The organism is Neobacillus sp. PS3-40 (assembly GCF_030915485.1).
In the GTDB taxonomy this organism is placed as follows: domain Bacteria; phylum Bacillota; class Bacilli; order Bacillales; family Cytobacillaceae; genus JAUZPL01.
In genome coordinates this window covers 1,872,191-1,898,431 of record NZ_CP133266.1, presented here as the reverse complement: position 1 = coordinate 1,898,431, position 26,241 = coordinate 1,872,191, and the positions used below count along the sequence as shown (strand labels likewise).

Sequence of the window (26,241 nt, the reverse complement as noted above, 5' to 3'; positions counted from 1 at the left end):
AAAAGTGAAAAAAGTAAGCTTCAAAGGGAGGCAAAAGATATGACTACCAAAATTGCGATAATAGATGACCACCAGCTTTTTAGAGAAGGTGTTAAGCGAATCTTAGAATTTGAAACGTTGTTTCAAGTAGTTGCTGAAGGCGATGATGGCAGTGAAGCGATGAAAATAGTGGAAGAATTTAATCCAGATGTTGTAATTATGGATATCAACATGCCGCATATGAACGGTGTTGAGGCAACGCGTTGTTTAGTGGAAAAGCATCCACATACAAAGGTCATCATTCTGTCGATTCATGATGACGAAAACTATGTAACACATGCCCTCCAAACTGGCGCAAGAGGATATCTTTTGAAGGAGATGGATGGTGATGCCCTTATCGAAGCGGTTCGTGTCGTTGCCGATGGCGGTTCGTATCTGCATCCGAAAGTAACCCATAGCCTAGTAAACGAGTATCGAAGATTATCAAACCAAACAGACAATCAAATACAAACAATCGAAATCCGCCGCCCACTTCACCTTCTAACACGCCGTGAATGTGAAGTGTTGCAAATGCTTGCTGACGGAAAAAGCAATCGTGCTGTTGGTGAATCATTGTTCATCAGTGAAAAAACGGTTAAAAATCATGTCAGCAATCTTTTGCAAAAAATGAATGTGAATGACCGCACCCAGGCAGTGGTTTATGCAATTAAGAATGGTTGGGTAGAGGTTCGGTAAAAATGAATGGGTGGTAATTGGAAGGATTTCGGGACTCTTTAACGGTAGGTTCTAATGAAAAAAGAAGAAATATCCGATAGAAAAAACAGGTTATGAATCAAGTTGCTTGATTTATAGCCTGTTTTTATAGGCTTATAAGAAAACATTTAAATTTCCTAGTCCTAGTATTTACCATTCCTTATTTTTACCGAGCAAAGTAGAATAGTAGTAAAACTTATTACTAGCAAAAGTGGTGATTTCTGTGTATAAAACTATTAAACTCTTTATTGCTATACTTGTTGCTTTTGCTATTTTTCCAGCCTACAGTCGGGCTGCAGATAATCATCAAAATCGGTTCATTGTAACATTTCTAGGTACAGGTAAAACGACTAAGCAAGAAGCCAATTTTATAAAAAATAACAAGAAAAATATTATAAAAAAATTCGCATTCACGCATTCCTATGTTTCAAGGCTTTCGGCTGCACAAAGCAAAGAGCTAAACAAAAATCATGCTATTTTAGTAGAAAAAGATATAAAGGTTAAAATGAATGGTTTCAATCCTGTTAATAAAAATTGGGGTGCTAACAGAATCGGAGCCCCATTATCTAACTTTGGAGGATTAACAGGGAAAGGCGTAAAAATTGGAGTTATTGATACAGGAATTCAAAGGGATAATCCACAGATTAAGGTCTATGGCGGCTATAACTTTCTTTCAAACAATAATTTTTATGGGGACAATAATGGCCACGGCACGCATGTGGCTGGAATAATCGCTGGTGAACCGGGTGCGAACGGTTTTTCAGGCATTGCCCCAGATGCGCAGTTGTACGCTTTAAAGGTATTAAATTCATTTGGTGAAGGATACGCTTCAGATATTATTGCAGCGATCAATTGGTCCATACAAAATAAAATGGATATTATCAATTTGAGCCTAGGTCAATCAGAGCCGCTTGTCGCACTTGAGGAGGCTGTCAATCGAGCCTACGAAAATGGTTTACTTGTGGTTGCTGCTGCTGGAAATGAAGGCGGAACGAATACGGTAGAATATCCGGCCAAATATCCAGCTGTTATCTCGGTCGGGGCGGTAACAGCCCAGGACGAACTAGCAAAATACTCTTCTTCCGGCAAAGAAATTGAAGTGACAGCACCTGGTGACAATATCTTAAGCACCTACATAGGCGGCCAATTTGCCTATTTATCAGGCACCTCCATGGCTACGCCGCATGTGGTAGGAGTACTTGCCTTGTATAAACAAAAGTTCCCGCAGTATTCAAACATTCAACTGCGCAGCCTTTTGGATAAAAATGTTGTTGATTTAGGCCCTGTTGGTAGAGATAGTTCATTTGGATTCGGACTCGTGAAGGCTCCACTCTCCATTACCTTTTCCAGCAGAAATACAATTACCCGGTTCCTAGGGACAAGGACTTCTGCTAATGAAATTCGCTTAATATGGAGCAGTCATGTAAACCAGACCTATATAATCGAGCGGGACGGAGTTCAGATCTACAAAGGTAAACTTAAAACCTTTATTGACCATAATGCCCCGGACGTTAGAACGTATCAATATACATTGCTCAGCTCATCAAGAAGTGAGCGTGAGGTTTCGGTGGGGGATTGAAGTAAACCGGGTGTCAGGCACGATCCAGATTTTGTTGATTTTTGCTTGAATTTTGTCGAATGAGTAAGAGTGAAGACAGAGAGTCAATTTGGCTTTCTGTTTTTTAATTGGTGAAAAGCAAAGTATAATGAACAAAGTTTTTTACAAATTTTTAAGAGTATGCGAAATATGTAGAAATAACGAGAATAAGAGAGAAAAACCTTTAAAAACATTATAAAACAGAATAATTTGAATATTTACATTATACAAGTTAGTTAGTATGATAAAGGCAGAAACACCCCTTCCCCTGTTCCTTTAAATATATACAAAACAATAGAAAGAAGGAGAGGCCACTGAAATAGTTAGAAAAACTCGCCGATTGACAAGCCCTGATGGGTGAAGATAGAGGCGTAGATCCACTTATGTACGATCAGAATTTATAGATGTAAATTCTGGATAAAAAGATTGGAATCGATTATTATCCTACTTTAAGAAGGTGATTCCATTGAAATAAGGCAGGCGAAAGCGTTGAAAATGACGCTGGGTATTCAAACACAAAATTTAACTATCTTCCGAGAAAATAGGAAGATTTGAATGAAAGGATTCTTGTAAATAATGATTGCAGAAATAATTTGAACGATCTTTCGATTCTAACACAGATGACGAAGATCGTTTTTTATTGCGCAAATTGCACTCCGGCTAGCTTTCCCCCAGAACAAACTCTACCAAAACTCCTCCTGGAATAGTGCCGCTATTAGGATTTTAACTACAGCTTGGAAAATAGTAGAGAAAGAGGGACAGGAAAAAGGGTTTTCTAATTTTTTGAGTTTAGTTGAAAGATTAATTTGCATGTGTGCATTTAATGGATTGGCGGGTAACTTCCCAATTCCTGCGGGTAAATTACGAGAATCCGCGGGTAAAAAAGGAAAGATCTTTAAATAGAGTGGTAGGTTGGATTTTAAATGGGTAATATCCCTATATTTTGGAAAAATATAAGTCAAGTCCATTTAATTGTGTAAAAGTGTAAACAATGATTTTCAACTTATAAAAAAGAATTCGTAAAGTGAGCTACATTTATTTAAAATTTACATTGAGGGGCGGGCATGATAGCCTGGAGGGCAAGCCAGGTGTTGTTAGACGCCTGGCTTCCTGGCTTTCCATCATGCCCGCTGGAGGCTCAATGTCAATTTGAAATTAGGCCTTTCCACTCATTTTGGATAGAGTGTTATTATTACTTTTCTTTTGTTTTCTTAAGATAAGGAACATTATTTTTATTCCAATCTTCTTCAATATCTATTAATACTGAACCAATAATCCTGATAGCCGACTGATCATTCGTAAAGATCCGAATAACTTTTTCTCTTCTGCGAACCTCTTGGTTTAAGCGTTCAAGCATGTTCGTTGTGCGTAAGTGTTTATGATACTGGACCGGGTGGGAATGAAATTGGATAGCGTCTTCAAACCCATTTTCTAAAGTTTCAATCGCTTTTGAAAAGCCTTTCGTATCTTGATACTTCTCTACAAAACGATTTTTCAATTCCCTTACAACATCTATATCTGAGTTTTGAAAAAGGTCCTTCAGTTCTTGACGAGCTTCGGCAGTACCTTTCTTTGGCAGGGTATCCATGATGTTTCTTAAAAAATGAACACTACACCTCTGCCAAGAAGTACCTAAGAATGATTCTTTAATGGATGTGACTAAGCCGCCATGAGCATCAGAAATCACCAACTTAGGGGATTGAAGTCCTCTGGACTTTAGATACTCAAAGAAGGATGTCCAGCTATCAGTGGATTCAGTGTGATTGACTTTTAGGCCAATAATCTCTCTGTGTCCACTTTCACTTACCCCAATGGCAATATGAACACTTTTAGAAACTACTTTATTGTTCTCACGAACTTTAATGTACATGGCATCTACGTAAATATACGGGTAGTAATGCACGTTAAGTGGACGGTTTCTCCAGTCGTTAATTATTGGGTCTACTGTTTTGATGAGATTGGAAACAAGTGATTTAGATACACTTGTCCCACATAATTCTTCTACAATTTTAGTCACTTTACGTGTAGAAACACCATTCACAACCATTTCAATCATGGAAAGGATAAGTGCTTGGTCGCAGCGTTTGTATTTTTCAAAGATAGTTGTAGAGAATTCACCGTCCCTAGTACGAGGAACCTTTAACTTTAGAGATCCAACGCCAGTAATGAGCTCACGCTCATAAAAACCATTTCTGTAGCCTCTGCGTTCTTCTGTTCTTTCATGGGAAAGAGCATTAATATATTCGTCTCTTTCTTTCTCCATTAAGGAATTCAAAATAAGAGATAATGAAGCTTTCACAGGTGATTCTAGAGAGCTGCTTTCAATTTTCCCTTTGAGATCTTCTAAATTTATAGTAATATTGATTTGGGTCATCATCATGTCCTCCGTTTATGGTTTTCTTGGTCGAAAACATTGTAACACGGGCCATGATGATGACCTATTCTTTTTACACAATTATATGGGCTTAATCAAAATATAAAAGATTAATTACCTCGCCAGTCTAAGGACTGGCGTTTGAGCTGATAAATTTGAGGGAATTGATGAAGTACGCGGGTAAAACAGACTTTTCCGCGGGTAAACTGAAAAACGCGCGGGTAAAAGTTGAATTCCCGCGGGTAAATTCTGAAAATCGGCGGATAAAACATATAAAAAGGTAATTTTCTATTTTCAAAAAAGCAGGATTCTGTCCTGGATATAAAGAAATTCATAGAAAACTGAAAGGATGTGGAAAATGAGGTTTATTGTAATGGAAGATAAATTAGTAGCGCTAAAAGGTAGCTCCCAACTTACACAACGTATTTCACAAATTCCCACCATCCCCCAACCACCACTAAATCCAACATTCCCTTACAACAAGGAACTCCAACTTCTTCTCACTGGCAAACAGCTTCTCCTAGATGATCTACCATTCCCTCTCGAAGAAATTCAAATGCATTATGAAAATGGGTATATTACGTATAGAAAAGGAATCGAGTACATCGGGAAAAAGCCAATCTGCTCACGCTGTGGGAACAAAGGTTCAAAATGGTTTGCGTCCTATCCATGTGCGCGCTGTGGCGAGGCGTGCCTCTATTGCCGTAAGTGTATTATGATGGGGCGGATTAGTGAATGTACGCCACTTATCGGTTGGAATGGACCACCGCTACGAATCGACCACCCTGAAAAAATCCTCGAATGGACGGGAAAACTGTCAGATGGACAATCGACAGCATCGATCCAAGTTGCCGACATGATTCGTCAAAATGAGGAACTTTTAGTTTGGGCTGTCTGTGGCGCGGGTAAAACTGAACTTCTTTTTCAGGGAATTGAAGACGCTTTATCTGCCCAAAAAAGAGTCTGCATCGCGACACCAAGAACGGATGTTGTCCTAGAATTAACACCGAGACTCAAGAATGCCTTTCCAAAAATAAACGTTGCCTCCCTATATGGTGGCAGCGATGACCGTCATCTTTATGCTCCCCTCACTATTGCAACCACCCACCAGCTCATGCGGTTTTATCATGCTTTTGATACGATTATTTTAGATGAAGTTGATGCGTTTCCGTTTACAGTGGAAGATTCATTACAATATGCTGCAGTGCAAGCACGAAAACCAAACTCAGCTATGATTTACTTAACCGCAACTCCAAATGAAAAGTGGCAGCGAGAGTGTCTTCGTGGGAAAAGGTCATTTACCACAATTCCAGCCCGTTTTCACCGCCATCCATTGCCAGTTCCCCAATTCGTATGGTGTGGAAACTGGCAAAAACGGTTAACAAAAGGTAAGCTCCCACCGAATATCCTTCGTTGGATTCAATACCGCCTCCAAATTGACAAGCAGGCTCTCATCTTTTTTCCACATATTCCATTAATGGAAAAAGCACTCCCAATCCTTCGACAGCTTGATTTACGAATTGAGGCCGTTCATGCTGAAGATCCGAAACGTAAAGAAAAGGTCCAGCGGATGCGGACAAATGAAATCCCATTGCTCCTTACGACGACAATTCTTGAGCGTGGCGTTACGTTTCCGAATATTGATGTGGCGGTGGTGGGTTCTGAGGATAGTATTTTCACAGAAAGCGCCCTCGTCCAAATTGGAGGTCGGGCGGGGAGAAGTGCTGATTATCCGACGGGAACGATAACCTTTTTTCATTATGGAAAAACAAAGGCGATGATAAAAGCTAGGAGGCAAATCGTTTCGATGAATCGGGAGGCGCTTAAGAAGGGGCTGATTGATCTATGAACCCGCACTGTCTGATTTGCTACGCTATCATTCCTCCAATTATTGGCTGGACCGCATTACTCTCCTCAGAAAGAGAAAAATTTATCTGCCCTACATGTGAAGGCAAGTTGGAAGAAATCCATGGTAAAACATGCCGGATTTGCAGCCGTCCATTCCACTTATTAGAGCAACAGTTTCGAAGCGGCGATTTATGTCATGATTGTGTTCGCTGGGAGGAAGACCAGGAGTGGAGCGGTTTTCTTGATAAAAATATATCTATTTTTCAGTATAATGACTTTTTAAAGGATGTGATTGCACGTTTTAAGTTTCGCGGCGATTATCTTATTTCGAAGGTGTTTGCTGAATCGATAAAAAAGAGGCTAAATGCACTAAATGCTGACCTTTTTGTTCCGATTCCACTAAGTAATGAGCGCCTTTATGAGCGGGGTTTCAACCAAGCGGAAGCGATCTTATTTGAATCAGGATTTTTACCTACACATCTTCTTAGCCGAGTCCATTCTGAAAAGCAATCGAAAAAAACTAGAGCAGAGAGGATACATCTTTCTCAAGTTTTTCAGATCTGTGACGAAATAAATATTGAGGGTAAAAAGATCGTACTTATTGACGATATTTATACAACAGGCTCGACGCTCCGGCATGCTGCAAAGCTTTTAAAAGGAGCGGGAGCAGAATCTATTCAATCTATCACTCTCGCCCGTTGATGCATTATAATAGGGATTAACATAATAAAAGACGGTGTGAGCTTTTCCAAAAGGGGGATGCTTCAATGGATAAATTAGAAAACTGCCCAAATTGCAATGATATTTTTGTTAAAACTCAATTTCGAGATCTGTGCCAGAAATGCTGGAAAGAGGAAGAAGTAGATTTCGAAACGGTATATACATTTATTCGTAAACGGGAAAACCGGTCTGCAACAATAGACCAGGTTGTCGGTCATACAGAAGTGAAAGAGGAACTTATTATAAAGTTTATTAAAAAAGGGCGCCTGCAACTCGCGAATTTTCCTAATCTTGGCTATCCTTGTGACAAATGTGGACGGACTATTCGAAAGGGAAAGCTTTGTGAAAATTGTACAACTGAACTTAAGGGAGACCTAAACAGTTTTCAGGCTGAAGAAAAGCGTAAGCAAGATCAAATGCAAAGAGAAAAAGCAACCTATTATTCCTCAAAAGACTAAACAATTTTATTTTTTTATCCGATAATAGAAGTATAAGACATGGTTCGGGATGAAAGAGAGGGTTGAACGATGAAAATTAATTCATTTGGTTCCCAAGGCGTTAATCCGTATAAACAACAAATGAACAAAATTGACCAAGTAAGTCCGGTTAACAAGCAAAAAGACAAAGTTGAAATTTCTTCAACAGCGAAGGAAATGCAGCAGGTATCACAACTATCGGCTCAGCGTCAGTCAAAAGTGGAAGACCTGAAGCTTCAGGTTGAGAACGGTACGTATAAAGTCGACGCGAAGGAAACAGCCAAGAGCATTTTAAATTTTTATTCGAAAAATTAGTAATAGATTGGGGGGAAAGTAATGTCTACTGAGAGTTTAATCAACACGATGGAAAAGCTGTTGAAGCTACATCAGAGTCTTTATGAGCTTTCGACAAAAAAAACAGACATCGTCATAAAAGGTGACATGGACGCCCTCAATCAAATTATCAAGGATGAGCAAGCGCATATAGCGGCTATAAATAAATTTGAAAATGAGCGACAAAAGTTTGCGGAGGCCCATTTACCAGGAGTGAATCATCCTTCGCTCTCTGATTGTTTAGAGGTCGTAGGCGGTACTCATAAAGAAACTCTTAATCGATTACGAACGGAACTGCTTGTAGTCGTAACGCAAATTAAGGATAAAAATGAATTAAATCAGCAAATGATTTATCAGTCACTTCAATTTGTCAAATTATCCTTACATTTATTTGCCCCACAGCCTGAGGATTTCAACTATGGTCCGACTGCGGGCAAAACCAGTGAGCAGGGACAAGCACTGGGACTCTTTAACTCAAAAGTATAACAAATGGAGGAACGATTATGAGTTCAACCTTTATGGGATTAGAAACAGCGCGCCGTGGGATGATGGCTCAGCAGAGCGCTTTATATACAACTGGGCAGAACGTATCCAATGCGAGTACCCCTGGTTATTCACGCCAGCGCGTTAATTTTGTTCAAACCGAAGCATATCCAAGCATTGGAATGAATCGAGAACAAATTCCGGGACAAATGGGAACAGGTGTCAAGGCAGGATCCATCCAGCGAGTTCGTGAAGGGTTCCTTGATGTTCAGTACCGTGGGGAAAATAATAAGCTTGGCTATTGGCAATCACAGGCAGATTCGCTAGGCAAGATGGAAAGTATCATGAATGAGCCATCTGATTCAGGCTTAGCCAATACAATGGACCAATTTTGGCAATCATTACAGGATTTGTCGGTTGATGCAACGAACTCAGGTGCTCGTTCAGTTGTTCGGCAGCGGGGTGAAGCAGTTGCGGATACGTTTAATTATTTATCTAACTCGCTTTCTTCAATTCAAAAAGATCAAAAGTCACAAATCGATGTAACAGTAAAAGAAGCTAACTCAGTACTTAACCAGCTCAATAAAATAAATGAGCAAATTGGCGGAGTCGAACCTAATGGCTATTTGCCAAATGATTTGTATGATGAGCGCGATAGGTTGATCGACCAGCTTTCTTCCCTTGTGAATGTCAAAGTTGATTATGTAAAAACTGGCGGAAATTCAGATCCGAAGGTAGAGGGTAAAGCAGTTATTAAACTTGTTGACGATAACGGATCAGAACTTGGTACTCTTTTGAGTGATTCAAACTATAAAGAACTAAAGGTTAATTATGATGGGGTCAGTAATACAGTGAAAACAATTAAACTTGGTGATCCGGGGGAAATGGACGAAACAAAAGATACAAGTTTAGATTTTTCACAAATGAATTCTTCGGGGAAACTTAAGGGCCTAATTGAATCATATGGATATGAAAAAAAGGATGTTACAGACCCTACCAAAACAGTTGCAGCAGGTACTTACAACGATATGCTTGGGGAACTTGATCGTTTGGCTTTTACGTTTGCAAATGAATTTAATAAAGTTCATGAAGATGGATTTAGTCCAAATGAAATATCAAATAAAACTAGTGAAAAAATAGACTTTTTTAGCGACAGTGGAAATGTGACAATTTCACAATCTGGCTTTGCAAGTCGAATTCAAATTTCAAAGGATATAAAGGATAGTCTTGATAACATTGCAACAGCTGAAGGTGGAATAGATCCTTTAACAAACCTTCCAAGAGACCCTGCCAATGCAACGCTTGGAGATGCAACCAATGTTAGTGCCTTAGCGAATGTCATTAATGAAAAACTCAATTATAAAACGAATGAAAAATCTGATTTTCGCAATTATTACCAGAACGTAATCGGTGCAATGGGCGTCATGTCCCAAGAGGCAACACGGCTAACACAAAACAGCACTTCCTTACAACAGGCTGTTGATGAAAAACGCCAATCAGTTAGCTCTGTTTCTTTGGATGAAGAAATGACGAATATGATTCAGTTTCAGCAAGCTTACAATGCTTCAGCTAGAATGATCACAATGCAAGATGAACTCTTGGATAAAATTATTAACGGTATGGGTACCGGTGGAAGATAGGTGAAAAAATATGCGTATTACACAATCGATGTTAGCCTCCAATTCCCTTCGAAATTTGAGCGATAGCTATTTGAAAATGGGTAAATTACAAAATCAACTTTCAACTGGTAAAAAAATTACAAAGCCGTCAGATGACCCTGTTGTTGCAATGAAAGGAATGTTTTATCGTTCCGACTTGACTTCAGTGGATCAATATAAGCGGAATTTGTCTGAATTGCATTTATGGATGGATAATTCCGAGGCTGGGATGGATCAGGCGAATAGTGGGTTGCAGAGGGTTCGTGAACTTGTCATAGAAGGACAAAATGGTACGCTTAGCCCTGAAGATAGAAAGGCTATTGCTGTTGAAGTAGGCCAATTAAAACAAGACTTGGTGAAAACAGCTAATACACAGGTTGCTGGTAGATACATTTATCATGGAACAGATGTTATGAATCCCCCTGTTGAACAGGAGGAACCACCAGTGGTGGCGACTAACATAACTGATCCTACCCAGTTAAAATTAATAAATAATTATCAAGTAGAAGTTTCTAAAGGGGTTAATTTAAAGGCAAATGTGAATCCAGGGAATGTATTTAGCCAGGACTTATTTAATGTCGTTGGAGATATTCAAACTGCCCTTGAGACAAATAATACTTCTGGGTTGGATGGATCGCTTGGAAAACTAGATAAGGTAATGGATACGATGTCTGCAGAGAGGGCTGATTTGGGAGCTCGATCAAACCGGCTTGATATGGTTGAAGATCGACTTGGTCAGCAAGACATTTTGGCCAATCAAGTGCTATCAGATAATGAGGATGCTAGTATTGAGAAAGTAATCATGGATATGACGACACAAGAAAGTGTTCATCGTGCTGCACTTAGTGTTGGATCAAAAATTATTCAGCCTACTTTAATGGACTTTTTAAGATAAAAAGCTATTTCTTTTTGAGAATAGCTTTTTTTTACTAGGAGGTGGAACATGGAACTTCCACAAATAAGGTTGGAATCGACATATGCTAAAATTGAAATAAAGACCAAAAAAGATCATCTTCAAATCGAACAACCACCAGCTGATTTAAGCATCCAACAGCCTAAAGCAGAAATGCAAATAGATAAAGTGCCTTCAAAGTTAACAATTGATCAAACAAAAGCCCGTGCGGATGTGGATCTTAAAAGTGTTTCTAGAAGAACGGAGGAAGCAGCACAGAAGGGTCGTCAAGATTGGCTTGAAGGAATAGCTCGACGCATACAAGAAGGTGAAGATCTTATGAAGATTGAAAATGGTGGGAATCCTATTGTTGAACAAGCAAAAAGTAAGCGATATCTCCCAGAACATGAATTTGGTATTGGTTGGGTGCCAACTGAAGGTAGTGTCCAAATTAATTATGATCCTGGAAAAGTAGATATTAATTGGAAGGTTCATAAGCCGATTATAAGCAGTCGCATGAGGCAACCGATAATCAATTACACTCCTGGAAACGTAGAAATTAATATGAAACAATATCAGTCATTAAAAATTGATTTTAATAATTTGAAATTTGTCGGAACTAATTATGAACAACTTATATAAAGGAATGGTGAGAGTATGCCAATCAAAACAAAATATCATGGTGAAATAGAAATTAATATGCAAGACATTCTACACTTTGAAAAAGGAATTCCAGGTTTTCTAGAGGAAAAGGAATTTATTATCCTACCATTATCGGATGACCAAACTTTTTCTGTTATGCAATCAGTAGTGACAGAATACTTGGCCTTTGTGATTACTAGTCCATTTCACTTTTTTCAAGCCTATGATTTCCAGCTTGAAGATTCGGTAGTTGAAGAATTAGGCCTAAAAACTGAAAAGGAAGTACAGGTAATTTCTATTTTAACGATTGAGGAACCTTTTGAAAGAACGACCGCCAACCTACAAGCTCCTATTATTATCAATACGTCCAATCAGAAAGCAAAGCAAGTCATTTTAAATCAAGAACATTATAAAACCAAGCATCCCATATTCCAGAAAGGGTGATTTCTATGTTAGTACTTACTCGAAAAAACGGTGAATCCATCAAAATTAGTGATGACATTGAAATCACCATTATCGTATCTAAAAATGATCAAGTTAAAATTGGCATTAAAGCTCCTAAGCATGTCGAAATCTACCGTAGCGAAATTTACGAACAAATCTTAACTGAAAACCAACAAGCTTCAAAAGATATCTCCAGTTTGCTAAATTTCCTCAAAAAATAACAAAAAGATACAAAAAACTAATTTGAACTATTAAACTATTCCTCCTTGATACCGATAATATTATTGTAAGAGAGAATAAGGGCGGCCGACCTTATTCTCTCAAACTAAATTAAACAGTTCACATGGATGTGAACTTAAAATTCAAGGAGGAAATATAAATGCAAATCAATCACAATATTGCAGCGTTAAACACTTACAACAAATTAAACAAAGCAACAAATGCTCAATCTAGCTCAATGGAAAAATTATCTTCAGGTCTTCGTATTAACAAAGCTGGAGACGATGCAGCAGGTCTTTCAATCTCTGAAAAAATGCGTGGTCAAATCCGCGGATTAGATCAAGCTTCTCGAAATTCACAAGATGGAATTTCTTTAATCCAAACAGCTGAAGGCGGATTAAGCGAAACTCATGATATTCTTCAACGTATGCGTGAGTTAGCAGTACAAGGATCTAACGATACTAACGTAACTGCTGACCGTAGTTCAATTACTGATGAGTTAAAGCAATTAAAGAAAGAGATTGACAGAATTTCATCAAATACTGAGTTCAATACTCAAGGAGTTCTGGCAAAAAAAGCATCATACCACTTCCAAGTGGGTGCCAACTCTGGTCAGGTTATTACATTAACTATTAATAATATGAATGCATCAGCATTGGCTACAAAATTGACTTCAGCTACAATCGCTTCATTAAACACTTACTCTAAGTTCACTTCATTCGTAACACACATTAACAGTGCGATTACAAAAGTTTCTACTGAGCGTTCTAAATTAGGTTCTTACCAAAACCGTTTAGAACACACTATCTCTAACTTAGATGCAAGTTCTGAAAACCTAACAGCTGCTGAGTCTCGTATCCGTGACGTAGATATGGCGAAAGAAATGATGAACCAATCTAAGAACTCAATTCTTTCTCAAGCAGCTCAAGCAATGCTAGCACAAGCTAACCAACAACCACAGGGAGTTCTTCAATTACTCCGTTAATAACAAGGATTTTAATACTAAGATAGGCAACCTTACCGGGTTGCCTATCTTAATATACGCATAAGGAGACTATTTGGAATGAATAATATCTTTATAGTAGAAGGCAAGCAAAAAAGTTCGAATGAAGATATTTCAGTAATAGAGAGTAAGAGTGGGTTAGCATTTGTTAAATATAATGGATTTTATTTAAATAGTCAGCATGACCCTGTTAAGGAAGCTAAGCGATTAGCTAATCATTATTACAAAAAAAATCATGCGCATATTCTTTTTGGTTTAGGTTTCTCATATTTAGCTAAAGAACTTCTTGAAAAAATGGGAGAAAGTGATTTTTTATTCATCATTGAACCTAGTATTCGATTATTTGAGGAGGTTAGGGATAAATGTGATTTAGGTTCATTAGTTGACCATAAACGTGTCTTTTTTATAGTAGGCTATGAAAAAGAACAGATAGAGGATGAAGTTAAATTTTTAGTCACTTCAGATTATATGGCTCAAATAGAGTTTATTGTATCCCCAAATTATGAAAAACTATATTCCCAATATGTGAAAGTTATTGGAGACATTATTACAACAACAGTAAAATTAAGTGTAGTAAATATTGGAACTATTGCTGTTTTTTCAAAAATATGGCAAAAAAACATGTTGTATAATTTAAATGAATCCTGGAAATCCATACCATTTAAGGTATTTGAAAATAAATTTACTTGTCCAATTATTATTGCTGCTTCTGGTCCGTCATTAACAAAACAGTTAGAGCATTTAAGAAAAGTAAGAGAAAATAATTCAGCATTGATCATTGCTGCTGGCTCTACGATAAATCCGCTACTTAAAGCTGGAATAAAACCACATTTGGTAGTTTCGATAGATGGAGGAGAAGCAAATTGGGCACATTTTAAAAATACAAATTATGATGATATCCCTTTATTTTATAGCCTTTCGGTTCATAAAGATATTCCAAAACATCATCAAGGATTTAAGGTAGTATACAATACAGGGGATGAAACATTATCTGCATGGATTAATAAGGCTGTGGGTAAAGATTTGGGTTTTGTTGTAGGAGGAGCTTCCGTTGCTAATTTCTGTTTTTATATTGCAAAGATTATTACATCAGGACCAATTTCCTTTATTGGACAAGATTTAGCTTATACCAATAACCTTACCCATGCTGAAGGTAATACAAATTTTAAAGGTGTTACAAAGGAGGAATTGGTGAAACAAAATAGGTATGTATCTGTAAAAGGATATTATGGAGGAGAAGTTCTTAGTGATTTTCCTTTTTTAAGTATGAAAAGAGTTTTTGAGGATATGATTACAGCTTTTCGAAAATATGGAGATAATCGACCAATTTATAACTCAACTGAAGGTGGAGCCTTTCTTGAAGGGATCACAAATTTAGAATTTGAGAAGTTTATTAATACCTATTGTAATAAGAATTATAATGAGGAGTTTAATGAGGCGTTTAAATCTTATGACCCTGATTATGAAAATAGGTCTCAAATAATAGATAGTTTAGAAACTGAACGGGAAAATCTCCAAAAAGTAGTTAGAGTAGCGAAAAAGGCAATCGATATTCTTTCTAGTACTTCTAGAGAAACAGTTACAGTAGAAGCGAAAATATTGAAACGACTAGATAAACTCGATGGAAAACTTAATGAATATTTGAAAAGTAATATTGTTCATTACATTATTATGCCGGTGAATTTTAGGGTTAATCACCAGTATCAGGCGAAGCAAAATGAAACCCCTCTAGAACAAACAAGAAGAATATTAAATAAATCCGATGCTTTATATAAAGGAATTTTAGAATCAGTAGAAACAACATTAAGGATACTGGATAAAATTTTAAAAAACAATCAGGAAGGAGAAGAGTGAAAGATGGAAGAAATTGTTATTGAAACATTAGAAAGTTTAAAGGAATATTTACCCCAAATGGTTAGAGGATGTCAGAATACAGCTGAAAATCTGCAGAGTGGAAATGAAGCTGTTGCCCTACAAATAGTTCCAGATATTGTAGAGGGACTAGAATGGACGTTACAGGCTATTTCTGGGGTGAAGGCTAATGGACAGCTTCAAGATATCGAAATTAGCACGCTTACCCAACATTTCCGGGAGCTGGTTAGTGCTCTTGAAATGGGAGATTATGTTTTATTAGCTGATTTGCTGGATTACGAAGTAGGCCCAGTTCTGGAGGACTGGTTAACAAATATCACATCGATAGATATATGAAGTGGTATTTTATTCAAACCAAGAGCGGTCATGTAACGGTTGCTCTAAAAAGAATGGCTGGTGAGGTTTTACTTCATAGTAAGTATGACCCTGTAAAAGAAGCAAAACGGTGGGTGGACCAGTGGGAAATAGAGAAGCATTCCCCTAAAAAAATTTTAGTTATTGGCCTAGGAGTAGGTTATCATTTGAAACAGTTAATTCAGGACTTTCCACATATTCCAGTAATGGTATGGGAATTTAATCCTGAGTATGTAGAATGGCTGAAAAACAGTTGTAGATTGCAAGATTTAGCTGGGGAAATTCAACTTTGCGTTTCGGATGAATGGATAGAAATCAGAACTAAATTGTTACCATTTCTTGATGATCCGGAGACAATGGTACTGCTTCATTCTCCATCCTTGGAATTAATTCCAGAAAAACTAACTTCTTTAAAAGAACTTTTGGAAAACCATGTACAGTTCTTAAGGACCATACGAAGGCATGCTGATCAGCTTGATTATAATTTTAATCTTAACGTGAGTTTAAATGACGCAGGGATAAGTCAATGGAAGGATACGTTAGGAAATAAAGCTGCTATATTGGTTTCGGCAGGACCATCATTGACAAAACAGTTGCCAATTTTAGCGGATATTCATAAAAAAGGATCAATCACTTTAGCATGTGTGGGCACAGCCTTACAACCTTTATTAAACTACGGAATTAATCCAGATATCGTCATGGTTTCAGACCCGCAGGATAATATTAAAGAGCAATTTATCAAAATCAATCATATGGAACCGTCTTTGTTTTACTTGGCAACGGCAAATCACAAGGCTGTCGCAGACTACCTTGGCCCAAGATTTATTGTTTGGCAAAAAGGTTTTGATAAATCGGAGCTTCAAGCAGAATTGAGGGGAGAGTCTCTCATACAGACTGGGGGTTCAGTAGCAACCTGTTTACTTGACTTATTGGTCTGGATGGGATGCAAAAAAATTGCATTAGTAGGACAAGATCTTGCCTTTTCAAATGGTTATAGTCATGCTGAAGGCACTCATGGAGTTCGTGAAGTTCATATGGAAAATTTAATAAAAATACCTGATTACTATCAACAGGGGAAAATAGGCACTTCAAAAAATCTCTTTGTATATTTAAAATGGTTTGAAAGGTACAGTAGGTCTTTAATAAGAAATGTAGAATTGTGGAATTGTACGGAGGGTGGTGCATTCATCCATGGATGGATTCATAAAAGTCTTCAACAATTTGTAAATTTTGAATAGATAGTTCCAAAATAATTTATAAATATAGAGACTATGTATTATGAGGTTAAACGAAAGAAAATTGCAATAAATAGCTATAACACACCAAAAAGGGAACATTCCTATGAAAATAGGATTAAGAATATCTTAGATATTTTCAACTCAAAATAAAAGTATAAAGGTGAATGTGATGAATTTAAAAGATAAGGTTGTTTTAGTTACTGGTGGTACAGGCTCATTCGGTAAAAAATTTATTGATGTGGCATTAAAACAGGGCGTAAAAAAAGTCATTGTTTTTAGCCGCGATGAATTAAAACAGTATGAAATGGCTCAGGTCTTCACAGATTCAAGAATTCGCTATTTTATTGGAGATGTACGAGATAAAGACCGATTGTATCGAGCATTCGATGGTGTTGATATTGTCATTCACGCAGCAGCTTTAAAACATGTTGGAGCCTGTGAGTACAATCCATTTGAAGCTATAAAAACAAATATTCATGGTGCTCAAAATATCATTGAAGCTGCAATTGATCGTGGTGTTGAAAAAGTAATAGCATTAAGTACTGATAAAGCAGCGGCGCCAATCAATCTATATGGTGCAACAAAGCTCGCATCAGACAAATTATTTGTCGCTGCCAACTCTTATGCCGGGGATAAAAACACTCGATTTGCGGTTGTAAGGTATGGGAATGTAGTAGGAAGTCGAGGAAGTGTTGTTCCATTTTTTAAGAAGATGGCGTCAACTGGGAAATTACCTATTACAGACGACCGAATGACCAGGTTTTGGATTACCCTTAACCAAGGAGTCCAGTTTGTTATTGATTCCCTTGGAAGAATGCGCGGTGGGGAGATATTTGTTCCAAAAATCCCAAGTATGAAGGTAACGGATTTAGCAAAAGCAATCGATCCGAATGCCCAAATTGAAATAGTAGGAATCCGCCCAGGAGAAAAACTACATGAGGCCATGATTACAGAAGATGATGCCAGACACGCTGTTGAATTTGATCGTTACTATGTCATAACACCAGAATTTTCTTGGTGGTCACATGAAATGGGTACTGAAGGTAAAAGTGTGCCAGAGTGGTTTAAATATACTAGTGATACCAATACAGAATGGTTATCGATAGAAGAGCTAAGATCTTTAGTAGAAGAAATGTAACGATTTCTTCTCTTTTTTAGGAGATGATGTTAATGAAAAGAGAGTCCTACTTGCCATATGGGAGACAATGGATAGATGACAAAGATATCCAAGCGGTTGTTGAGGTATTAAAAGGGGATTATTTGACTACTGGACCAAATATAAACCAATTTGAACAAGCAGTAGCAGATTATGTGGAAGCCAAATATGCAGTGGCATTTTCAAATGGGACAGCTGCTCTTCATGGAGCTTGCTTTGCTGCAGGTATAGGCGATGGGGATGAAGTCATCACAACACCCATGACATTTGCAGCAAGTGCTAATTGTGTTCTCTATCAAGGGGGCGCGCCTGTTTTTGCGGATATAGACGAACATACATATAATATTGATCCAATTGAAATTGAAAAAAAAATAACAGAAAAAACAAAAGCTATAATTCCTGTTGATTTTACAGGGCAACCTGTGCATCTAGACAGTATTTTAGAGATTGCCAAAAAACATAATCTTATCGTTATCGAAGATGCTGCACATGCGTTAGGTGCTACCTATAAAGGTAGAAAAGTTGGTTCTATAAGTGATATGACGATGTTCAGTTTCCATCCAGTTAAACATATTACGACTGGTGAGGGTGGAATAATTACAACGAACAATCGTGAATATTATGAGAAGTTATTACAATTCCGTTCACATGGAATCACGCGTGATCCGGATATAATGATAAGAAATGAAGGCCCATGGTATTATGAGATGCAATTTCTTGGATATAACTATCGAATGACCGATTTACAAGCTGCACTTGGAATAAGTCAGTTGAGTAAAATTGATCGATTTGTGGAGCTAAGAAAGAAATATGTATCCATGTATAATGACGCATTCAAAGACCTACACGCCATTCAAATTCCATATCAGGTTAAGGATGGCTCTTCTAGTTGGCATTTATATATTATTCGATTAAAAAGAGAAAAGCTACTAGTCAGTAGAAAGCAAATTTTCGAAGCATTACTGAATGAAAATATTGGTGTAAATGTACATTACATTCCTGTTCATCTTCAGCCATATTATCAGAAACTTGGTTATCAGCGTGGTATATGTCCAAATGCAGAAAAATTATACGAAGAAATCATTACATTACCACTTTTCCCAGCAATGACAGAGGATGATGTACAGGATGTTATTAAAGCGGTGACAAAGGTTATTCGCCTTTATTCGAAGTGATTAGAGGGTGATTTATTGAAGGTTATAGCTATTATTCAGGCAAGGATGGGATCGACAAGGTTACCAGGAAAAATTTTAAAAGAAGTGTTAGGGAAACCTTTGCTAGAATATCAAATAGAGCAAGTGCGAAATTCAAAACAAATTGATGAAATCGTGATTGCAACAACAACCAAAGATACTGAACAACCAATAATTGATCTATGTGGGAGGTTATTAGTTCCTTATTATCGAGGTTCAGAGGAGGATGTGTTGTCTAGATATTTTGAGGCAGCACAACAGTCACATGCTGAAATTATCGTTCGATTAACCTCAGATTGTCCATTGATTGACCCTAACGTTATTGATGAGGTTATTAGTCATTACATAAAGAACTTTCCAATCTATGATTATGTTTCAAATACGATTGAAAGATCATATCCACGTGGTTTAGATGTAGAAGTTTTTTCCATGCAGGCTCTAGAACAATCTTTTAAAAAAGCGAAGGATACAGTTTGTCGGGAACATGTTACTCCTTACATATATCAGCATACGAATCTTTTTAATTTAGGTTACGTTAAAAATGATTTGGATTTAAGTAAATACCGCTTAACTGTTGATACGGAGGAAGATTTTAAATTAGTTGATCAATTAATTAAGGAACTTTTAAAAAGAGATAATAAATATTTTACACTCAGAGACATTATTGATGTCATGCAAGAAAATCCGGAATGGTTATTCATTAATTCACATATTGAACAAAAAAAATTAAATGAAAAGTAAACTTGAAAATATGAGTGATAATTTATGAATGTATATATACGTGTTGATGCTTCAATTGACATGGGAATAGGGCATGTCATGAGATGTTTAACCCTTGCAGGGAGATTATATGAAAATGGTGTAAATGTCACTTTTGTAAGTCGTGAACTTAAAGGTCATTTATGTGATGTCATAGAGAAAAATGGATTCAAGGTATTAAGGCTTCCGTTTCCTAATGAAAATAATATACTTCCAATATCACAATCCCAATGGTTAGGTGTCCCACAATGTAGGGATTTAGAACAAACAAAACATATATTAAAGGGCCATCCTGTTGATTTATTAATTGTTGACCATTACGGGATAAATGAACAGTGGGAAAGAAACATTAAGGCTTTAACCAAGAAAATGATGGTTATTGACGATTTAGCAGATCGGAAACATGATTGTGATTATTTATTAGATCAAAACTACTTTGATAATTACCAAAATCGATACTCTTCGCTAGTTCCTACTCATTGTAAAATGTTTCTAGGACCGAGTTATGTATTATTACGAGATGAATTTTATTCTAAATTTAGTAACTTGAAAAATCGCAATGGAGATGTAAGGCGAATATTTATATTCTATGGTGGAACAGATCCAACTAATGAAACAGGTAAAGCGCTGAAAGCCTTTTTAGCACTAAGCCGAAATGATATCCATGTTGATGTTGTTGTAGGACAGTCCAATCTTAACAAAAAAGAGATTAAATTGACTTGCGCGAGTTATGAATTCTTACATTTTCATTGTCAGGTGAATAACATGGCCGAATTAATGTACCATGCTGATTTATCAATTGGTGCTGGTGGCACAACTACTTGGGAACGGTGCTATCTTGGATTGCCTTCAATTGTGTCAAGTATTGCAGAAAATCAAGAACTGATTAGTAAAACCTTAGGTAATAAAAAAATAATTAAATATCTCGGCCCAAAAGACTTTGTAACACAAGAAGAGTTAACTCATAATATAAAAGTCTTAATTGAAGATAAAAATGAAAGATTGAAAATGTCAGAAAGATCTATTGGGTTATTAAAAGGGAATTTTGAGAATCAACAATATATGATTAAAGAATTAATAAGATTGGAAAGATTTGAATGAATTATTCATTAAGGAAATTAGAGGGGAACAGTAAAGATATTATTTATAATTGGAGAAATATGAATTCCATTCGCAGTAATATGTATAATGATCAACCTATTCCTTACGAAACCCATTGTCAATGGTTTGAAAATATACTCCAGAATCAAAATGAGTTATATCGTCTATTTTTTTATGAGGAAAATCCAATAGGTTTAGTGTCCTTTAAAAATACCAACAGTCAAAGTCAAACATGTGTATGGGGATTTTATATTGGTGAAAAAAATTCCCCTAAAGGGTCTGGCACGATAATGGGGAGTTTAGCTCTAGACTATGCCTTTTATTCATTGAATATGATGAAGGTTATTGGAGAAGTATTATCGTTTAATGAGATAAGCCAACAATTTCATAAAAAATTAGGGTTTGTTAATAAAGGACTTCTACAAAATAATATTATCCGAAATAATGAATTTATTGATGTAGTAAGTTATGAAATCTCTAAAAAACAGTGGGAAGAGCAAAAGAAATTATTATTTTAAAAAGGATGTGATTCTATGAATGAAATAAATCTCGGAGGAAGAATGGTTGGATCCAATCATCCTCCATTTATTATTGCTGAAATGTCAGGAAATCATAATCAATCATTGGACCGCGCTTTAAAGATTGTTGAGGAAGCAGCCAAAACGGGTGCACATGCATTAAAAATTCAAACCTATACGGCAGATACTATGACACTAAATCTAAAAAGTGGGGATTTTTATATTGATGACCCAAATAGTCTTTGGGAAGGGAATTCATTATATAAATTATATAAACAAGCCTATACACCATGGGAATGGCATAAACCAATCTTTGATAAATGTAGAGAGTTAGGAATGATTCCATTTAGTACGCCTTTTGATGAGACAGCAGTGGATTTTTTAGAAGAACTTGATATGCCTTTTTATAAAATTGCTTCTTTTGAAAATAATGATATCCCATTGATCAAGAAAGTTGCAGCCACGGGAAAGCCGATGATAATTTCAACTGGAATGGCAACAGTTTCAGAGCTAGACGAGACCATACGAACTGCACGAGAAGCAGGCTGCAAAGATTTAGTTTTATTAAAGTGTACAAGTACATACCCAGCAACTCCGAAAAATACGAATTTAAAGACAATTCCTCATATGAGAGAATTGTTTAACTGTATAGTAGGACTATCAGATCATACTATGGGAACTGGTGTAGCAGTGGCAAGTGTGGCATTAGGAGCCAACATTATTGAAAAACATTTTACACTTAGTCGAGAAGATGGTGGAGTTGATGCATCATTCTCAATGGAGCCAGCTGAAATGAAATCATTAGTTATTGAGACAAAACAGGCATGGGAAGCTCTAGGGTCAATTCGTTATGGTGCGACAAAGCAGGAAGAGGCATCATTAAAGTATAGAAGATCTATTTATATTAGTGAAGATATTAAGCAAGGAGAGATATTTACAAAAGATAATCTCAAAGTAATTCGTCCAGGCTATGGGTTAGCACCAAAGTATTATGAGAAGATTTTGGGGAATACATGCAAATTGGACCTTAAAAAGGGAACTCCTTTGAATTGGGAGCTTCTTTAAGAAACATTCATGTATGGATAGTAAAGAGGATTTTTAAATCTACTATTTGGACAGTCAAGCACTTTTTTACCTGATTGAAAATTAACAAAAAAAGAAATGACAGGTTTAAATAGATGGCCCTAATTAATCATTTATTAAAAAAAGGGTGACCCGCTACCATTAGTAGTGTGTCACCCTTTTAAATTTCTCTAAAATAATATTAAGGATTCTTTCAAACAAGCCTATATTCTACTCAAACAAAACCTTCTCAAAATTCTGCCTTTGATCATCCGAATATTTATGTAAAGTATTTATTCCGTCTAATAGTAATTTATTTATTGTTAGGTTCATTACTTCTTTCCCTATATCGGAATCACGAATATTCGCTTCTATTGTTGTTAAACTATTTTGCAAAGTTAGTGAGTTATTAAGATTATTTTCAAGACTGGAATATTGTGATCCTATCTTTGACAGGTACCCTGCAATGTTGGAAATCGCATTTTTTGAGGTTTTCATAAGTTCCACTGCATTTTCCCTTGTTTCAACCGATGCGTTTGCTAGACCAAGACTTCCAGTTGTGATGTCCATCAACTCCAACGTCATGCTCCCGTTAGAATTTGGCCCACTCTGAATAGAAATATCTTTTTGTTTATCTGGTCTAGTCTCTGGGCCTAAAAGATTTCGAGTATTAAACTGAACAGTTTCTGCAGTTTGTTGGATGGAAGTAAGGAGCCCATCTACTTCTCCTTGTACCTCTAACCGACTGGAGTTATCCATTGTATCATTTGAAGCCATAATGGATACTTCATATAATCGTTGGATATCTTCATTTGTCTTCATTAATCCATCTTCAGTCGTTTTTAGGAATGCCATACCATCTTGAATATTGCGCTGAGCTTGTGCTAATCCCCTAATTTGGGACCTAGTTGTTTCAGAAATAGATAATCCAGCAGGATTATCTGCTGCCCCCAGTACTTTTAGACCAGATGAAACATTTCGAATGGCCTTTTGAAGTTTTCCAGTAATCTTAGAACGTCTATTATCAAAAAATTTATTTTCAAATTGGCTATTAAGCCGCAAAAGAGTTCACCTCACTTATAAGCTATTTATTATTATATCGACCAAATTAGGTAATTTTTCACATGCAAAATAATAAATTCTTTTTTGCTTGAAGGTTTTTGGATAAAATCGAAGCCAAAAATGATATTATCTACCTATTTTTCTAGAATTACTAGATTTTTCTTAAAAGATTTTAAAAGGTTCCGATATAATTAGTAGAATAAAGTTCGGAATTCAATAGGGGAAGATAATATTTATTTAGCTTTTTAAGGATTTACTAAAAACACAGAAGTTTTTCATTAGACATATAAGAAAAAATAAAGGATGGTGACCATTATGACCAGTCCTATTCGGATTAGTGGTTTTTCTAGTGGGTTGGATATTGATAGCATGGTGAGCAAACTAATGACAGCTGAACGCTTACCATTAGATAAATTAAAACAGAATAAGCAAGTATTGGAATGGCAACGAGATGATTATCGTTCCATGAATACACTACTTCTTTCTTTCCGTACCGATGCGTTTAACATGAAGCTTACCTCAACGTATCGCACAAAAACAATAACTTCTAGTGATGATACTAAAGTTTCTGCAACTGCTTCCACGTCGGCAGGGAATACATCCTATTCTATATCAGCAGTAAGTAAGTTAGCTTCTGCAGCCACAATTGCGGGTAACACTATTTCTGGGGCTGTTAAAATTGATCCTTCAAAATCAATCTTTGCTAATCAAAGTAATTATCAACAATCTTCTTCGATTACTTGGAAACCTGGGAGTGTTGAAGCAACATCAATTACGGTTACAGATGGTACAGCTACCCAGTATAATGTTTTACCTGCTGGCAATCCTAATAATCTAGCTGTTACAGACTTAACTAATACAAGTGTGAAAGTGAATGGGACAACATATACCTATAACCCAGCATCACCAGCCAATCCCAATGAATTTTCAATTGATAATACGGGCAAACTAACGTTTGCAGCCCCTTTATCAGTCGGAAGTACGATTAGTGTAAGCTATATTGCAGATAAAAAGGTTGATACAATTACACCAACCTCAGCCACTAAAACGATTCAATTAAGTAAGGGTGCAATTGTAGATAATTCAGCAACCATTAATCTCGATGACCACAACGGAAATATTCAAAATTTAAGTATTAATACAACCGCTACGGATACTACGTATCCAAATGTACGACAACTTTTAGATACTGGTAACAGCAATGCAGTTGTTGGAACCATTGACTTGGAAACTGGTAAGATATCAATGACAAATGATGTTGCTGCTAATACGACGATAACTGCAACGTATAAGCAAAACTATTTCTCTTTTGGGATGTCAACGAATACCTCAAAAGGAGTTATGAAGGAAAATTTTAATATTCAAGGTACTGAATCCTTGAATCAAGTTTTACAAAAACTAAATGATTCCACTCTAGGAGTATCTGCGTTCTATGATACTTTTTCTGACAAAGTTAGTATGACTCGTAAAGAGACCGGTAACTACAATCCCTCAGGTGTAGAAATGGATATGAGCTCACCATCGTCATCATTCTTAACGAGTGTTTTAGGACTTAGTAATGCTGAAACTGGTGGAGATAATGCTACGTTTACCATAAATGGATTGGCCACTGAGAGGACAACGAATACTTTTGATATGAGTGGTGTTTCGATTACTCTTAAGGATACATTTACAACAGCTGTGAACATTGGTGTGAGTAACAACATCGATACAACAGTTGATAACATCAAAAAATTTGTAGATAGTTATAATACATTGATTGGAAAAATTAAAGATAAGGTCCAAGAAACAAGATATAAGAACTATCCACCGCTAACAGATGATCAAAAGCAGCAGTTGTCTGATACGCAACAAGAACAATGGACGACGAATGCGAAAAGTGGGATGTTGCGACGTGATTCTATCCTATCAAGTGTTCTTGATAAAATGCGAAGTAATTTTAATACTTCGGTCTCGAATCCAGATATCAATTCCAAATATAATGGAATGTCAGCGATTGGAATTACGACTTCTCCAAACTATTTAGAGGGTGGGAAACTGTATTTAGATGAGTCTAAATTACGTCAAGCCCTTCAAGATGACCCAAGTTCAGTTGAGAAGTTATTTAATAGCACAGGTATTTCATCGAGTCAGCAAGGGATCGCTCAGCGACTCTATGATTCTGCCAATAGTGCTATGACTTCAATTACACAACGGGCAGGTAACTCATACTCTACAAATCAACAGTTTACGATTGGAAAAAGTATAAATGATTTAGATACAAGTATTTCTACTTTCGAAACTCGAATGCAACAAGTGGAAGATCGCTATTATCGTCAGTTTACAGCCATGGAACAAGCGATGAATCAAGCTAATTCGCAAAGTACATCCTTAGCTTCGATGCTTGGTGGAGGTAAATAGGACCTCATAGTTCAGTTGCTAGTTAGATTTTTAAAGTACAAGTAGGGGAGCTATTCACAATATGTGATTTGCTCTTCTTTTTTAAGGATGGGCACGAGTTATGAC

The 26,241-nt window shown here is 36.6% G+C and carries 25 protein-coding genes; 23 read left to right on the top strand and 2 right to left on the bottom strand.

What is annotated here, in order from left to right:
• The first annotated feature begins 39 nt into the window (after positions 1–39).
• Positions 40–714 carry a response regulator transcription factor gene (locus tag RCG20_RS09500; protein ID WP_308183992.1) on the top strand — a complete coding sequence of 225 codons (675 nt, stop codon included), beginning with the start codon at positions 40–42 and terminating at the stop codon, positions 712–714.
• A 241-nt stretch (positions 715–955) separates the two neighbouring features.
• Positions 956–2,311 (top strand): S8 family peptidase, encoded by a 1,356-nt coding sequence (locus RCG20_RS09495; RefSeq protein WP_308183991.1) that lies wholly within the window; start codon positions 956–958, stop codon positions 2,309–2,311.
• A 1,210-nt stretch (positions 2,312–3,521) separates the two neighbouring features.
• Here RCG20_RS09495 and RCG20_RS09490 read toward each other — a convergent pair.
• Positions 3,522–4,703, bottom strand: coding sequence for an IS256 family transposase (locus RCG20_RS09490; RefSeq protein WP_308184279.1), 1,182 nt, complete (start codon positions 4,701–4,703; stop codon positions 3,522–3,524).
• A 358-nt stretch (positions 4,704–5,061) separates the two neighbouring features.
• On the opposite strand from RCG20_RS09490, the gene RCG20_RS09485 reads away from it, so the two are divergent.
• The 20 genes from RCG20_RS09485 to pseI all read left to right on the top strand — a co-directional run bounded on the left by RCG20_RS09485 (position 5,062) and on the right by pseI (position 22,677).
• Positions 5,062–6,552: an ATP-dependent helicase ComFA gene (locus tag RCG20_RS09485; RefSeq protein WP_308183990.1), complete on the top strand. Its 1,491-nt coding sequence runs from the start codon at positions 5,062–5,064 to the stop codon at positions 6,550–6,552.
• Positions 6,549–7,253: a ComFC family protein gene (locus tag RCG20_RS09480; RefSeq protein ID WP_308183989.1), complete on the top strand. Its 705-nt coding sequence runs from the start codon at positions 6,549–6,551 to the stop codon at positions 7,251–7,253. The genes RCG20_RS09485 and RCG20_RS09480 overlap by 4 nt, the downstream gene beginning before the upstream one ends.
• Positions 7,254–7,318: 65 nt before the next feature.
• Positions 7,319–7,729 carry a TIGR03826 family flagellar region protein gene (locus RCG20_RS09475; RefSeq protein ID WP_308183988.1) on the top strand — a complete coding sequence of 137 codons (411 nt, stop codon included), beginning with the start codon at positions 7,319–7,321 and terminating at the stop codon, positions 7,727–7,729.
• A 69-nt stretch (positions 7,730–7,798) separates the two neighbouring features.
• A complete protein-coding gene (gene flgM, locus RCG20_RS09470; protein WP_308183987.1) occupies positions 7,799–8,062 on the top strand; it encodes a flagellar biosynthesis anti-sigma factor FlgM in 264 nt (87 codons plus the stop codon).
• Between the two features lie 21 nt (positions 8,063–8,083).
• Complete coding sequence (locus tag RCG20_RS09465; protein ID WP_308183986.1) at positions 8,084–8,566, top strand: flagellar protein FlgN; 483 nt, start codon at positions 8,084–8,086, stop codon at positions 8,564–8,566.
• Between the two features lie 17 nt (positions 8,567–8,583).
• Positions 8,584–10,203: a flagellar hook-associated protein FlgK gene (gene flgK / locus RCG20_RS09460; protein WP_308183985.1), complete on the top strand. Its 1,620-nt coding sequence runs from the start codon at positions 8,584–8,586 to the stop codon at positions 10,201–10,203.
• Positions 10,204–10,213: 10 nt separating this feature from the next.
• On the top strand, positions 10,214–11,116 hold the full coding sequence (gene flgL / locus RCG20_RS09455) for a flagellar hook-associated protein FlgL (RefSeq protein WP_308183984.1): 903 nt from the start codon (positions 10,214–10,216) through the stop codon (positions 11,114–11,116).
• 48 nt (positions 11,117–11,164) lie between these two features.
• The gene (locus tag RCG20_RS09450) at positions 11,165–11,755 is read left to right on the top strand and encodes a DUF6470 family protein (protein WP_308183983.1); all 591 of its coding nucleotides are present in this window, start codon (positions 11,165–11,167) and stop codon (positions 11,753–11,755) included.
• A 15-nt stretch (positions 11,756–11,770) separates the two neighbouring features.
• A complete protein-coding gene (gene fliW, locus RCG20_RS09445) occupies positions 11,771–12,199 on the top strand; it encodes a flagellar assembly protein FliW (RefSeq protein WP_308183982.1) in 429 nt (142 codons plus the stop codon).
• Between the two features lie 5 nt (positions 12,200–12,204).
• Complete coding sequence (gene csrA, locus RCG20_RS09440; RefSeq protein ID WP_308183981.1) at positions 12,205–12,420, top strand: carbon storage regulator CsrA; 216 nt, start codon at positions 12,205–12,207, stop codon at positions 12,418–12,420.
• 158 nt (positions 12,421–12,578) lie between these two features.
• On the top strand, positions 12,579–13,403 hold the full coding sequence (locus RCG20_RS09435; RefSeq protein WP_308183980.1) for a flagellin N-terminal helical domain-containing protein: 825 nt from the start codon (positions 12,579–12,581) through the stop codon (positions 13,401–13,403).
• 78 nt (positions 13,404–13,481) lie between these two features.
• Positions 13,482–15,275: a motility associated factor glycosyltransferase family protein gene (locus RCG20_RS09430; protein WP_308183979.1), complete on the top strand. Its 1,794-nt coding sequence runs from the start codon at positions 13,482–13,484 to the stop codon at positions 15,273–15,275.
• A 3-nt stretch (positions 15,276–15,278) separates the two neighbouring features.
• Positions 15,279–15,629 (top strand): DUF8042 domain-containing protein, encoded by a 351-nt coding sequence (locus tag RCG20_RS09425; protein ID WP_308183978.1) that lies wholly within the window; start codon positions 15,279–15,281, stop codon positions 15,627–15,629.
• Positions 15,626–16,885 carry a motility associated factor glycosyltransferase family protein gene (locus RCG20_RS09420; RefSeq protein ID WP_308183977.1) on the top strand — a complete coding sequence of 420 codons (1,260 nt, stop codon included), beginning with the start codon at positions 15,626–15,628 and terminating at the stop codon, positions 16,883–16,885. The genes RCG20_RS09425 and RCG20_RS09420 overlap by 4 nt, the downstream gene beginning before the upstream one ends.
• 169 nt (positions 16,886–17,054) lie before the next feature.
• Positions 17,055–18,023, top strand: a complete 969-nt coding sequence (gene pseB, locus RCG20_RS09415; RefSeq protein WP_308183976.1) for a UDP-N-acetylglucosamine 4,6-dehydratase (inverting) — start codon at positions 17,055–17,057, stop codon at positions 18,021–18,023.
• A gap of 32 nt (positions 18,024–18,055) precedes the next feature.
• Entirely contained in the window at positions 18,056–19,216 is a 1,161-nt protein-coding gene (gene pseC / locus RCG20_RS09410) for a UDP-4-amino-4,6-dideoxy-N-acetyl-beta-L-altrosamine transaminase (protein ID WP_374120521.1), read from the top strand.
• Positions 19,217–19,231: 15 nt separating this feature from the next.
• Positions 19,232–19,975: a cytidylyltransferase domain-containing protein gene (locus RCG20_RS09405; RefSeq protein ID WP_308183974.1), complete on the top strand. Its 744-nt coding sequence runs from the start codon at positions 19,232–19,234 to the stop codon at positions 19,973–19,975.
• Between the two features lie 24 nt (positions 19,976–19,999).
• Positions 20,000–21,094 (top strand): UDP-2,4-diacetamido-2,4,6-trideoxy-beta-L-altropyranose hydrolase, encoded by a 1,095-nt coding sequence (gene pseG / locus RCG20_RS09400; RefSeq protein ID WP_308183973.1) that lies wholly within the window; start codon positions 20,000–20,002, stop codon positions 21,092–21,094.
• Positions 21,091–21,612: a UDP-4-amino-4,6-dideoxy-N-acetyl-beta-L-altrosamine N-acetyltransferase gene (gene pseH / locus RCG20_RS09395; protein WP_308183972.1), complete on the top strand. Its 522-nt coding sequence runs from the start codon at positions 21,091–21,093 to the stop codon at positions 21,610–21,612. Before pseG ends, pseH begins: the two co-directional genes overlap by 4 nt.
• Before the next feature lie 15 nt (positions 21,613–21,627).
• The gene (gene pseI, locus RCG20_RS09390; RefSeq protein ID WP_308183971.1) at positions 21,628–22,677 is read left to right on the top strand and encodes a pseudaminic acid synthase; all 1,050 of its coding nucleotides are present in this window, start codon (positions 21,628–21,630) and stop codon (positions 22,675–22,677) included.
• Positions 22,678–22,905: 228 nt separating this feature from the next.
• Here the strand turns inward: pseI and RCG20_RS09385 are convergent, their stop codons facing one another.
• Positions 22,906–23,736: a flagellin gene (locus RCG20_RS09385; protein WP_308183970.1), complete on the bottom strand. Its 831-nt coding sequence runs from the start codon at positions 23,734–23,736 to the stop codon at positions 22,906–22,908.
• A gap of 315 nt (positions 23,737–24,051) precedes the next feature.
• On the opposite strand from RCG20_RS09385, the gene fliD reads away from it, so the two are divergent.
• The gene (gene fliD / locus RCG20_RS09380; RefSeq protein ID WP_308183969.1) at positions 24,052–26,136 is read left to right on the top strand and encodes a flagellar filament capping protein FliD; all 2,085 of its coding nucleotides are present in this window, start codon (positions 24,052–24,054) and stop codon (positions 26,134–26,136) included.
• Positions 26,137–26,241 lie beyond the last annotated feature (105 nt).